10 protein-coding genes are annotated in these 13,389 nt (G+C 62.7%); 1 reads left to right on the plus strand and 9 read right to left on the minus strand.

Features of this window, described 5'->3' with window-relative positions:
* Positions 1-41: 41 nt before the first annotated feature.
* The 5 genes from G606_RS0104100 to G606_RS09865 all read right to left on the minus strand — a co-directional run bounded on the left by G606_RS0104100 (position 42) and on the right by G606_RS09865 (position 6,600).
* A complete protein-coding gene (locus G606_RS0104100) occupies positions 42-905 on the minus strand; it encodes an aldo/keto reductase (RefSeq protein WP_026644885.1) in 864 nt (287 codons plus the stop codon).
* A 201-nt stretch (positions 906-1,106) separates the two neighbouring features.
* Entirely contained in the window at positions 1,107-2,624 is a 1,518-nt protein-coding gene (araA, locus tag G606_RS0104105) for an L-arabinose isomerase (RefSeq protein ID WP_026644886.1), read from the minus strand.
* A 142-nt stretch (positions 2,625-2,766) separates the two neighbouring features.
* Positions 2,767-3,459: an L-ribulose-5-phosphate 4-epimerase gene (locus tag G606_RS0104110; protein ID WP_026644887.1), complete on the minus strand. Its 693-nt coding sequence runs from the start codon at positions 3,457-3,459 to the stop codon at positions 2,767-2,769.
* Positions 3,460-3,533: 74 nt separating this feature from the next.
* Positions 3,534-5,153, minus strand: coding sequence for a xylulokinase (locus G606_RS0104115; protein ID WP_026644888.1), 1,620 nt, complete (start codon positions 5,151-5,153; stop codon positions 3,534-3,536).
* A 22-nt stretch (positions 5,154-5,175) separates the two neighbouring features.
* Positions 5,176-6,600 carry a sugar porter family MFS transporter gene (locus tag G606_RS09865; RefSeq protein WP_269208410.1) on the minus strand — a complete coding sequence of 475 codons (1,425 nt, stop codon included), beginning with the start codon at positions 6,598-6,600 and terminating at the stop codon, positions 5,176-5,178.
* 90 nt (positions 6,601-6,690) lie between these two features.
* On the opposite strand from G606_RS09865, the gene G606_RS11165 reads away from it, so the two are divergent.
* On the plus strand, positions 6,691-7,071 hold the full coding sequence (locus tag G606_RS11165; protein ID WP_133120908.1) for a hypothetical protein: 381 nt from the start codon (positions 6,691-6,693) through the stop codon (positions 7,069-7,071).
* 292 nt (positions 7,072-7,363) lie between these two features.
* Here the strand turns inward: G606_RS11165 and G606_RS0104130 are convergent, their stop codons facing one another.
* From G606_RS0104130 to G606_RS0104145, 4 genes are all read right to left on the minus strand, one after another.
* A complete protein-coding gene (locus G606_RS0104130) occupies positions 7,364-8,476 on the minus strand; it encodes a LacI family DNA-binding transcriptional regulator (protein WP_026644890.1) in 1,113 nt (370 codons plus the stop codon).
* 105 nt (positions 8,477-8,581) lie between these two features.
* Positions 8,582-9,583: a LacI family DNA-binding transcriptional regulator gene (locus tag G606_RS0104135; protein WP_026644891.1), complete on the minus strand. Its 1,002-nt coding sequence runs from the start codon at positions 9,581-9,583 to the stop codon at positions 8,582-8,584.
* Between the two features lie 149 nt (positions 9,584-9,732).
* On the minus strand, positions 9,733-11,829 hold the full coding sequence (locus G606_RS0104140; RefSeq protein ID WP_051198505.1) for a beta-galactosidase: 2,097 nt from the start codon (positions 11,827-11,829) through the stop codon (positions 9,733-9,735).
* Between the two features lie 36 nt (positions 11,830-11,865).
* On the minus strand, positions 11,866-13,332 hold the full coding sequence (locus tag G606_RS0104145; protein WP_051198507.1) for a glycoside-pentoside-hexuronide (GPH):cation symporter: 1,467 nt from the start codon (positions 13,330-13,332) through the stop codon (positions 11,866-11,868).
* Between the last annotated feature and the right edge of the window lie 57 nt (positions 13,333-13,389).

Raw genomic sequence — 13,389 nt, forward strand, 5'->3', positions numbered from 1 at the left:
GTCGTACCCTCACCGATCCGGCTTCATGCGTTGGCATCCGGTCACGCATACGTGAAGGTCATCGGATCATGGCCGGCGCGCGTCGGGCCGTCGAGCGCGTCGATCTGCGCATGCTCCTGCGACGTCAGGGCGAAACCAAACAGATCGAGGTTCTCGCGCTGGCGTTCGGCGTGCACCGATTTCGGAATGATGATCGTCCCATTTTCGATATGCCAGCGCAGAATGACCTGTGCGGGCGTCACGCCGTGCGCGGCGGCGATGCGCTCGACGACGCCGTTCGCAAGGTCGGCGCCGCGCGCCATCGGCGAATACGCCTCCACCGCGATACCGTGGGTGCGGCAGTACGCGACGACGTCACGTTGCTGCCATGTGGGGTGCAGTTCGATCTGGTTGACGGTCGGGTACTCCCCCGTTTCGTCGAACAGCCGGTCGAGGTGCTCGGGCATGAAATTGCAGACGCCGAGCGTGCGCACACGTCCTTCGTCACGCAGTGCGCGGAACGCCTTCCACGTCTCGCCGCTACGCCAGTCGAACGGTGTCGGCCAATGGATCATATACATGTCCACGTAGTCGAGCCGCAGCAGGTCGAGAGAATGGTCGAACGCGCGCATCGCGGAATCGTATCCCTGTTCGGAATCGCGTAGTTTCGTCGTCATCCACAACGACGCGCGTTGCTCGCCCGTGTTGTATCCGGTCGCGGCGAGCGCGCGCCCGACGCCCTCCTCATTGTTGTAGCCGGCGGCGCCGTCGATGTGACGGTAGCCGACTTCCAACGCCGATTCGACGACGGGTACGACACCTTCGTCGTCGATGCGCAGCACACCGAGACCGATCTGCGGAATCCGCGTACCGTCGTGCAGTGTGATGAGGGGGATGTCTGGATGCTGTTCGCTGTGGGTGCCCATGGCGCGCCTTTCTGTGGATGGTCCGTCGGTGGTTCGTTTTGTCGTTTCTCTATCTGCCGATGCTAGCACCGCATACGAAGCTCCCGTGTACGGGAAAAGGCGGTGCGCCGACGCCCGTTGTGGACGTCGGCGCACCGCCGAGGGGAAGGAAGGAGAAGAAAGGAGTTCAGTTATTTGATTATCGATACCACTGATGATTGGTCAGTGGCGGTTCGCGAGTTCGTGGTACATGTCCTCGATCTCGAGTTCGCGCGCGAATGCGCGGGGCGTCGTCTCCGCGTCGATCGTCGCGAGTTCGACGCCTGCGATGCGCGCGAAGTCCTCCCACGCCTCACGTCCGACCGAGGTCGTCATGCACGTGTGGTGCGAGCCGCCCGCGCGCAGCCAGCATTCGGCGGAGACCTCGAGGCTCGGCTCGGGCTTCCACAGCGCACGCGCGCACGGCAGCTTGTCGAGCGAACCGAGCGGTTTGACGACGTCGACGACGTTCATCAGCATGCGGAATCGAGTACGAACGTCGGCAAGCGACACGACGACCGCATCCTGCTTCGGCGCCACGGTGAACACGAGGCGCACGGGGTCGGCCTTGCCGCCGATGCCGAGCGGGTGGATCTCCAGACGAGGCTTGGCGATCGTGCCGACCGACGGCGAGACTTCGAGCATGTGCGATCCCATGATCATCTCGTTGCCGGGCGTGAAGTTGTAGGAGTAGTCCTCCATGAGCGAGGCGCCGCCGTCGAGGCCGTAGCCCATCACCGCGCCGATGCGCACGAGCACCGCCGTCTTCCAGTCGCCTTCGGCCGAGAAGCCCCAGCCGTATTCGGACGGGAAGCGCTGCGGGCCGACGCCCGGCAGCTGTGGCAGCGCCCCGAGGTCTTCGAAGTTGTCGACGCCGGCCGTGCAGTTGTTGGCGCGCATCATGTTCACCATCGCGCACTCCTCGCGCGCGGCGATGAACAGCGAATCATAGTCCTTGTCCAGCAGCTCGGGCGCGATCTCGTACTTCGCCTTGTAGTCCTCGATGAGGTCCTTGACCTGATCCTCCTTGACCGCCTCATAGGCGGCGACAAGCTCGTTAACGGCCCAGGTGTTGATCGAGGCGCCGAACACGCGCTCGGCCTCGGTCTTGTCGCCTTCCGTCACGGCCACATTGCGCATGTTGTCGCCCCAACGCATCACGTTCATCGTGTTCGATGCCTGCCACCCGGCGCATGCGCGCGCCCACACGCCGATCTTGTCGGCGACCGCTGGGTCGGTGTAGTGGCCGACGACGATCTTGCGCGGGATGCCGAGGCGCGTGACGATGTACCCGTATTCACGGTCGCCGTGCGCGGCCTGGTTGAGGTTCATGAAGTCCATGTCGATCGTGTTCCACGGGATCTCGAAATGGTGCTGCGTATTGAGCTGCAGGAGCGGCTTCTTGAGCGCTTCGAGACCGCGGATCCACATCTTCGCCGGCGAGAACGTGTGCATCCATGTGATGACGCCGATGCAGTTGTCGTCAGCGGAGGCGTCGACCATGAAGCGGCGCACACCGTCCGATGATTTCAGCGTTGGCTTGAGCACGAGCTTGACGGGGATGCGGCCGCTCGCGTTGAGCGCGTCGACGATTTCGGTCGACTGCTGCGCGACCTGACGCAGCGCTTCCTCGCCGTACAGGTCCTGCGAGCCGACGCCGAACCAGATTTCCTTGCCTTCGAATGGGTTCTCCATTGCCATGGTGTTTTCTCACTTCACTGTGGTGTTGGGTTGGTTGGTTGTTGTTGTGGATTGATTGGGGATTTCCGCAGCGCACTGTGCATGGTTGTGGATTGCGCTGTGGATATCCTCGGGGAACGGATATCCACAGGGAACGGTTCGCTCAGTGCTGTCCGTACACGTTCTGGTACCGGTCATTGAGCTTGTCGATGTCCGCCTGCGCGATCGGGATGATGTCGCCGATCTGCCGGGCCGCCCACATCGTATGTGCGACTTCCTCGGTCATCGCGGCTGCCTTGACGGCCGCCTCTGCATCCTTGCCGATGGTGAACGGCCCGTGATTCTGCATGAGCACCGCAGGCGACTTCGGGTACTTCCTGAGCGTTTCGACGACGCCTTCGCCGATCGCCTCGGATCCGATAAGACGGAACGGACCGACCGGCACATCGCCGCCGAATTCATCGCCCATCATCGTCAAGCCGCATGGGATGTTCTGCCCCGTCGCCGCCCAGGCGGTCGCGTACGTCGAGTGCGTGTGCACGACGCCGTACACGTCCGGCATATGCCGGTAGATGTACGCGTGCGACGCGGTATCCGACGACGGCGATTCCGCACCGTCGACGACGTTGCCATCGAGGTCGCACACGACCATCGAGCTTGGCGTCAGGTATTCGTACCGCAGTCCCGACGGTTTGATGACCATGAGGTCGGCCGTGCGCAGCCGTTGTGAGACGTTGCCCGCCGTCCACACGACGAGGTTCCACTTGATGAGCTGTTCGTGCAGGGCCGCGACCACTTCGCGTACCTGCTTGACTTCCGCTCGTACTTCGGGACCGTAATCCGCAAGCGTTGCCATAATTGTTCCTTTCGATGTTCGATTGCTGGATGTGCTATCTGGTGGTGCCGTTTTTGGGGAAAAGGCCGAGACGATTACCGCGCGCCTATCGGCATATGGTCGACCGCATCCCGTTCAACCGGAAGCGCCTCGACGAACCGCGCGAAGAACCTGCGGAATCCGTCGACATCGACCGGATCCGGCTCCTCGGTCTCCGACTGCGCGTCGGCGAATACGATATCGTCAAGGTAATCGGCGAGCGGCATTCCGGCATGCTGCAAATAGTCAGCGAGCACGGCCATGCCCCACGCGCCCCCTTCAGATGCGGTCGTCATGACGCGGATAGGCGTATTGAACGCGGCCGCGAGGATGCGCTGCGCGACGACCGGCGTCGCGAAGATACCGCCGTGGCCAACGAGCGAATCGATCTGCACGCCCTCGTCCTGCGTCATGACGTTCATGCCGATCGTGACGGGCGAGAACGCGCCGAAGAGCTGTGCACGCATAAAGTTCGCAAGGTTGAAGCGCGCCTCCGGCTCGCGGACGAACAGCGGACGCCCCTCGGCGAGTCCAGCAAGGAACTCGCCGGTGCGGAACGGGTAAGCGAGCATCCCTCCGGCGTCTGGATCGGCGTCGTCGCTAATTGCGCAACGGAACAGTTCACCATACAGATCAGCCCCATCGATCGAGCAGCAGTTGATCTGCGCGAACTCACGGAACAGGCTGATCCATGCGTTGAGATCGGACGTGAAGTTGTTCGCATGGCTCATACCGGCGAGATCGCCCGCGGGCGTTGTCACGAGGTCGACTTCGGGCCGCAGCGCCGACAGCTTGTGTTCGAGTACGACGGTCGCAAAGATCGACGTGCCTGCGGAGACGTTGCCGGTGCGACGGCGCACCGCATTCGTCGCGACCATACCCGTTCCGGCGTCGCCCTCCGGCGGCGCGAGCACGACGCCCGGCTGCAGGGCGCCCGAGGGGTCGAGCAATGCGGCGCCTTCGGCCGTGAGCACGCCAGCGGGTGCACCCGCGACAAGAGGTTCGGGCAACAGGTCCTCAAGCTTCCACGGCTGTGCGGCGACTTCGGGGAGCGCGTCGAACCATTCAATGAACGCGCGTTCGTAGGTCTTCGTCTCCGGATCGATCGGGAACATGCCGGAGGCGTCGCCGACGCCGAGGACCTTGCGCCCCGTAAGCTTCCAATGCACGTAGCCAGCGAGCGTCGTGAAGTAGCACACCGACGACACATGGGGCTCGCCGTCGAGGACCGCCTGGTACAGGTGCGCGATCGACCAGCGCTCGGGGATGTTGTACTGGAACAGCTGTGAAAGGCGGTCATGTGCCTCGCTCGTGTTCGTGTTCTGCCATGTGCGGAACGGCACGAGCAGCTTACCGTCCTTGTCGAACGCAAGATAGCCATGCATCATCGCGGAGAAACCGATCTGGCCGATGCGCGTGAGCTTGAGCCCATAGTCCGCCTCGACGCGGTCGGCGACGTCGGCGTAGACGCTCTGCAGCCCGCGCCAGATCTTGTCGACGTCATACGTCCACAGACCGTCGACCATATGCGACTGCCATCCGTAGTCGCCGGTCTCGATGACGTTGCGCTCATCGTCTATGAGCACCGCCTTGATGCGCGTCGATCCGAACTCGATGCCGAGCGATGTGCGTCCATCGCGGATCTTCTCGGCGATTGCGTCCTTGCTATCCGTCATATGCTGCATGATGCTTGCTCCTTTACGATTCGATCCGTGCGCTCACTTGGCCCTGCCGGCCGCCTTGAGCTTCCAGTAGTCCTCGATCTCCTCGAGGCTCTTGCCCTTCGTCTCGGGAACGAGGAAGGTTACGCCGAGGAAACAGATGAAATCGAGCGCCGCGAAGAATGCGAACATGCCGCCGCCACCCCCAGTGAGCGAACATCATCGGCGTGAACTGGCCAATGCAGAAGTTAATGCCCCACAGGAACACGGTGCAGATCCCAGCGGCGCGGCCACGCAGATAGGTCGGGAACAGTTCTGGAATCATCACCCATGTCATCGGCCCCATCGAATAGGCAAAGGCAGCGATGAACCCGCAAGCGAACACGAGCATCCAGATGCCATCCCAGTGCATGCCGTAGGTGAGCGCCATAAGCACTGCGAACACGCCCATCAGGAACGCACCCGACTGCATGAGCGGTTTGCGCCCGAGCCTGTCAATGAGCGCCATACCGACGAACGCGAACAGCAGCTCGACGGCGCCGACGACGGTCGATACGATGAATTCCCCATTGTTCTCGAAACCGATCGATGCAAACATCGTCGGCCCATAATAGGAGATTGTGTTCTGACCGACCGCTTGGTTGAAGATCGCAAGGAAGATGCCGACAAGCAGTGCATAAAGCAGCGGCTTACGGAACAGATCGCGGAATGTGGAGCCCTTCTCCTCTTCGAGCGACTTCTCGATCGAAGAGACCTGCGCCTTCGCGTCATCGGTGCCTCCAATGCGCTCGAGAATCTCGAAGCCCTCCTTCGTCTTGCCTTGCTGAAGCAGGAAGCGCGGACTCTCAGGGGACAGGAACAGGGCGATGAAGAAGATGGCAGCAGGGATCGCGCCGATGCCGAGCATCCAACGCCAGCCCACATTCTCACCCCACAGATGCGTGCCCGCATTCGCGATGAAGAAATCGATGAGATTGGTCAGGAAAAGGCCGAGGATCGTGAGCAGCTGATAGGCGGAACTCAACGTGCCACGGTACTTCGTAGGCGCGCATTCAGTGATATAGGTGATTGCGAGCGCGGAAGCCAGGCCAATGCCGACGCCGCCGACGATGCGTGTGACGATGAGCGACGTCGGATCGTAAGTGAACGCAGATGCCAATGCCGAGACAAAGAAAAAGGCGGCGCCGATGAGCAACACCTTGCGGCGGCCTATCTTGTCCGCGAGGAATCCCGAGACTCCGACGCCGGCCACACCACCGATCATGATCGATGAGATCACGAGCCCCTGCATCGCGGCGGAAAGACCGTAATGGGCGGAAAGGAATTCAATGGCGCCGGAGATGCTGACCGTATCATACCCGTACAGCAGACCTGCCATACCGGCGCTCAACGCAAGGATGACGACGTATTTCATCGACCCTTCGCGCTTGGTTTCCCGCGCAGCGGGAATTGTATTGTCCATGTTCGCCCCTTCGCTCAACTTGAACAGTTGCGACCGACGTCACTCGCCTCCTCTACGCGCCTTGTGAGTCCTCGGTTCAGATGTGCTGACATGAAGAATGTTAGCGCGAACAAAACCTCGACACACCGCGCACTCAGAGAAAAGTTCGCGTTAACAACCATTGAAAAACAAGACATTGCAAAAACCGAAAGAAGTTCTTGCGAGGTTGCCCGTAATTTGAACGTCCTTCCCGCATCAGCGATGTGGGACCGCGCACCGACCGGCACGATCAAGCCGAGCGACATAAGGCCCACGCCCTGCCGTGAAGTTTGGGCAATCTGGCTCGTCCTTCTCACCCATGAGGGGCCGCGCCTCCTTCATGGCCATATCGCGGACGGCCTGATCGCTATCGCGCTCGTGTTCCGATTCCCCATTGACGGCGTCCTGTTGAAGCCGGACAGCTTCGTCCCATTAATCCCGCAGAACGCCTAGGCGGCTATCCGGTAACCGGCATGGCAATGTTCATCGTCACCGCCCATATTGCTTGGACGGTTGGTTCCAGCGACGCTCCGGCGGGACGTCTATGCAATATCGACAAACGATAAGGCGCCGATGCGACGCCCGGCCGGAGCATGAAATCCGACGCCTCAGACCAGATTCATCCAAATAACGCCAAGTGTTCGAAAACGAGCAATGCCCGGCAAACTGATTCGCGATTCTCTCCCATATGGGCGGTCGCGTACAGTGGTGCATGACCCGCCTACGATGATGCGCATATCATCCCTCACCTGCGCCGCGCCGCACGCACGGACTGCCGCACAATCAGATCGGCCGACGTCAGCCCCACGCCATGCTGTGAGTTCGGGTAGCCCGGTTCGTCCCCCTCACCCATGAGGAACAACGCCTCCTTCATCGCCATGACGCCCAGGTCGTCGAAATCCTGCCGCACTGTGGTCAGCGGCGGGTACAGGTTGCTCATGCCGGGCATGTCGTCGAAGCCGGTCACGCTCATGTCGTCGGGCACGCGCACGCCATGCTCAAGCAACGCACGGATCACGCCGATCGCCATCACATCGTTCGAGCACACCGCGCAGGTGGGCAGACGACCGCCGTTCGAGCCGATATTGTCGAGGATGTGGTTCATGCGCCGGTAGGCGTCGGCGGATTCCCAGTCGCCGCACTGCACCGTCACCGAGTTCACTGTGTTCTCCGCACACAGCTTGTTCCACGCCATCAGGCGCGTGCTGGCGTCACGCCACTGCTCAGGCCCCGCGAAGAACAACACGTTGCGATGCCCGTGCTTGCGTATGAGCCGCATCACCGACGCCATGCCGCCCCACTGGTCTATGCCTACCAGCGAGACATGTCTGCGTTGGCGCGCATTGAACATGCGCAGACCCTCACTCACGCTCACGTCGCCGTGTGACGAGGCGATGACCACGCACGGCTGGCTCACCTGCGACTGGCACGCTACCTTGAACATCTCGTCGGTGGGCGTCAGGAAGATGAACGCGTCGACGCCCTGCTCCATGAACATGCCGCACAGGTCATCGAACTCCGCTTGCGCGCACTCCGCCTCATGCACCATCGCCACCGAGACGAACATGCCGTGCTCACGGGCGGTCGCCTCAATCGACGCCAACGCGCTCACCGGGCCGTAAAACCGCTGGCCGCCGGCGATCATGCCGATCGTGCGCGTACGGTTCGACGCCAGCGAACGCGCGGAGTTGCTGGGCCGGTACCCCAATGCGGCAATCGCACGTTCGACCTTCTCACGCGTGGCCGGCGCAACGTTCGGGGAATCGTTGATGACCCGCGAAACGGTCTGATGGCTCACACCCGCAAGTTTCGCAACCTCAAACATCGATGGGCGTTTCGCACTCTTGCGGTCGGCCATCGCCACCTCCTGCAATTGCGCGCACCGGAACGCGCGCTGTATTCAAAACTTCCATGATGTACCTTAACGCATGACCCCACGGCGGCCGACGGAGTCCGCCCTCCGTCACCCAAATGCGGGGGTGAAGCTCTCCCGGGGCACCAATGCGGCCGAAATCAGCAGATGATGGCGGCAGGTGCGATTGCGCGCGATCGCGTCCTTGAGCGTCTCCAGCCCCGCATGCACCAGCTCGTGCTGGTCGATGTCGAAGGTGGTCAGCGGAGGCGCCGTATACTGCGCGATCGGCAGATTGTTCACGCTGATGACGGCGATGTCATCCGGCACCTTCACCCCTGCGCTCGCGAAGGCCTGCAGCACGCCGACGGCCATCGGGTCGGTCGCCACGATGATGGCGTCCGGCCGGTCGCCTTCGGGATGTTCCTCCAGCATACGTTCGGCCAATGCCCGTCCGTTGTCCACGGTGACGGGCCCATGGGCGTAGACGAGATCGCGATTGTCGAGCCCCAGTCGCTCGCTCCAATCGACGAACGCCATCGAGCGGATGTCCTCCTTATGGTTGTGCAGCCCCATGATCAACCCGCGGCCGCCGATGAACCCGATGCGTCTGCGCCCCGCATCGATGAAGGCGTCCAACGCGTCCAGCATGCATTGGCTCAGATCAGGCTGGACCGAATCGAACCAGGCCGGAGCCGGATTCGTGTCCATGAACACCCCGTACGGCAACGATTCATGCAACCGCTCCAGATCCTCGGGCTCGATCAGTCCCGGACCGATTGCGAGGAATCCGTCATAATCATCGGCTCCGGCGACGAGCTGCGCCGCATCCTCGAAGTAGGTGAGCGTCATCCCCTGATCGCGCACCACCTGCTCCACCTCCTTGCGCAGCGCTTGGAAATACTCGTCTTCGAGTCCTTCCACCTGTGGATGCACGTCAAGCACGGCGATGGTGCGCATCGGCACATTGGCGAACCCCAGTTGGGCCGCCGCCCGCATGATGCGCCGTCGGGTCTCCGGCTTGATCTTGAACGAAGCATCCCCGTTCAGCACACGGGACACCGTGGCCTGCGACACTCCCGCCAATGCGGCGATCTCCTTACGCGTCGCCATCGTCACCTCACTCCGCTCAGCATCCCTGATTAGTAAACTACTTTACCAATCATAGCGCCTCATGGCGCGCGGGGCATGGTGACCGTGGGTGTGTGCGAGCCGTGACATCGCACCCGCCCACGGTCACCATGCCGGCGTCCGCGCGCCGATCAGCGGCGGATCACGATCGCGCCGTTGGGTCGCAGCACCGCCGTGGCGCCGTTCGATTCCGCACGGTACATGACCGCCGCCTCGCCGCGCGGCACATCAACGGTGACCGACTCACGCCGACGGTTGAACACGAATTCGTATGCCCTGCCGTCCGCCTGCGCGCGGGTCACACGCAGCACGTCGCCGTCCGCCGCAGCGGCATCCGGGAACAAGTCCATCGCGGCGAATAGCTGCGGCAGGCTCGCCGCGATGCCGTCCTTGCCGAACCGTCCGCCCACATAGCCCGTCATGCCGTCGCCATACGGATGGACGGTGATGGCGGGGCGCCCGTCCATGCCGGTCACGGCATCGGCCTCGAAGGTCGCAAGCACCTGCGTGTCGGGGGCGACCGACGTGATGACATCGGCGAGGTCATGCACGACGGCGCCATTGCTGACATCCAGATGGTCAAGTGCACCGGCGAACCGATCGCCCAACGGGCAGTGCTCCTCGACGCGCACGCCGGCTACATCGCCGATGAGTCCGGGCCATCCTCCCAGTAGCAGACGATCATGCTCGTCGGCGATCGCACTGTAATAGGTCACGATCGCCTTGCCGCCCCGCGCCACGAAGTCGCGCAGACGCGAGGCGGTTTCATCGCCGAACAGATAGACGCACGGGATGACGACGACGTCATGCGTATCCCAATCGCCATGCACCGGCGTCACGTCGGCGCGGATGCCGTATTCCACGAACGCGCCGAACCAGTCCAGCGGCTCGGTCCACCCCTGCACCGCCTGGTTCGGCACCGTCGTGTGCTCGGCGGCCCATACCGATTCGACGTCGTAGACGATGGCGACCGGCGAATCGGTCACCTTCGATCCGGTGACGTCCGCCAGATCGTGCAGATAGGAGCCCAGCTCGCATACATCGCGGTAGATCTGCGAATCCTCGCCTGCGACCGGCAGCATCGCCGAATGGAACTTCTCGGCCCCGGCGCGCGATTGCCGCCACTGGAAGTAACAGATCGCGTCCGCGCCCATCGCCAGATGGAGCAGCGAATCACGCACGAGCGCGCCCGGTTCCTTGCGCGGATTGAGCCCGCGCCAGTTGACGGCGGACGTGGACTGCTCCATCAGGAACCACGGTTCCTTGCGCGCGATGCCGTCCACATGCGACGACGAATACGCCATCTCGTCAAGATGCCATGAGCCCGGCGTGAAGTAATGGTCGTTCGAGACGAAATCGACTTCGCGGCCCCAATCGTCATAGTCCATCGTGCTCTCCGACGAGTTGACCATGAAGTTCGTCGTGATCGGGATGTTCGGCGTGATCGAAGCCAATACGTCGCGCTCGGCGCAGAAGAACTCCTTGAGCGCGTCCGAGCTGAAGCGCTTGTAGTCGAGCAGACGTCCCGGATTCGTGAAGTTGCCTTCGCCGATGTAGCGCGGCGGCAGGATCTCGTCGAACCCGTTGAGGCGCTGCGACCAGAAGTTCGCGCCCCATGCCTCGTTGACGGCGTCGATCGTGCCGTACTTCGCGCGGCACCAATCCTGGAATGCGCGCATCGCGTCGTCCGAATAGTCGAAGCGGTTATGGCAGCCGTACTCGTTGCTCACATGCCAGGAGACGATGGCGGGGTTGTCGCGGTAATGGTCGGCCATCCGCCGGCACAGACGCAGCGCATACTCGCGGAACACCGGGCTCGTCGGACGCCAGTGCTGGCGGGCGCCGGGCCAGACGACGTCGCCGCGCTCGTCGCGAGGCAGCACTTCGGGATGCTTGGCGGTCAGCCACATCGGCGGCGAGGCCGTGCCCGATGCCAAATCGACGGCGATGCCGGCCGCATAGAGCTTCGCGATGATGCGATCGAGCCAGTCGAAGGTGAAGACGCCGTCCTCGGGCTCGATGTTGGCCCACGAGAAGATCGCCAGCGAGACGATGTTGACGCCGGCCTGCGTCATCAGACGCACATCCTCGTCCCAGTATTCCTCCGCCCACTGGTCGGGGTTGTAGTCGGCGCCGTACCAGATCCGCGCATCGTTGCCGGGCAGTGGCTGCGGCCAACGATGGACGCGGCGCGGCTTGGTGGCGATCGGGCTTTCGCATGCGGTCATGATTGTTCCTTTCTGATCGGTATCGGATATCGGATGTCAGGCGTTGACGTCGCTGCTCTCGGCGAGTTCGGCCTCGAGCTGCTCGACGATCTCCTCATGCTTCTTCTCGTCGATGCGGACGGTGAGCAGGAAGACGAGCAGGCTGAGCACGATGCCGGCGGACGGGATGATGTACGCCCAGGTCGTGAAGGTATGAATGTTCGAGGAGGTCATATCCGAGGCGGACACGGTGCCGACCATGCCGGCGGCGACGGCCACGAAGCCGACGATGCCGTTGGAGCAGGCGCCCGCGATCTTATCGAGCATCGGACGCACGCTCAACGTGACCGCCTCGTTGCGGCGGCCGGTCTTGAGCTGGCCATATTCGATGGAATCGGTCATTGTCAGGATCGCGGTCATCTGGATGGTCTGCTGCGGCAGATAGAACAGGCACAGCGCGACGAGCACGACCGCAAGGTTACGTGGCGCCATGATGAACATCGCATACGCGGCGATCATCAGCGCCATGCCGGCGGCATACAGCCAGCGGCGGGGAATGCGCCGGTTCAGGACCGGGTACAGCGGCGTCGTGACGAGACCGGTGACGACCGGGATGACGCCGGCGATCGCGAAGCGCTCGGGGGTGCCGAGCACATAGGTGAACTGGTAGAACAGCACGCCGGTCGTGGCGACGTTGGCGACGGCGTACAGCAGGTAGCTCAGCGCGGTCCACAGCAGCTGGTCGTTGCGCCCGATGGCCTTGAACGCGTCCAGCGGACCGCAATGCTCCTCCTTCGTACGCAGGTTGCTCGAGCTTTCGCGGGTGCCGAACGCGACGGACCAGGCGGTGAGCAGCCCGAGCACGGCGATGATGACGGCGAAGGCCGTCCATCCGGACTGCCCCTGCGCGTACTCGCCGGTGAAACGGTAGGTGAAGTAGCTGACGATCGGAATGACGATGACGGTGACGCCGTTGTAGCCAATCGAGCCGGTCAGCGAGCCGAGCGACGTGTACACCGCGCGCTCATGCGAGTCGCTGGACAGCGCCGGGATCATGCCCCAATAGGAGATGTCACGCGCCGAATAGAAGATGTCGAGCGCGACGAAGGTGATGATGAACAGCGTGATGAACCATGTGGTGTTCACGTTGACGAGTCCGAACAGACCACTGAAGATGACGACGAGCAGCACGGACGGCACGATGCCGCCGATGAACTGCCATACACGGAAACGGCCCCACTTCGTGCGCGTGTTGTCGACGATGTTGCCGATGATCGGGTCGAGGAAGATCTCCGCGATGCGGATGACGACGACCAACGACGTGATCAGCGCGATCATGCGGGCCGCGACGTCCTTGTCCACGCGCACGAACAGCGCGGTCGTGACGTAGGTCATGAAGAAGGTGCTCATCGCGTTGTAGAACGCGGACTGGCCGAGGTTGCCGAAGGCGAAGCAGATCTTCTGACGCCGCGCGCGCCGGCGCTGCGACTGCTCCTGCGGACCGGTTCCGATTGCGCTCTGCATGGCATGCTCCTTGATGGACGTTGATGACATTACCGGCGGCTGCGGTGCCGTCTCGCT

This window comes from Bifidobacterium sp. AGR2158, assembly GCF_000424225.1.
Lineage (GTDB): Bacteria > Actinomycetota > Actinomycetes > Actinomycetales > Bifidobacteriaceae > Bifidobacterium > Bifidobacterium anseris.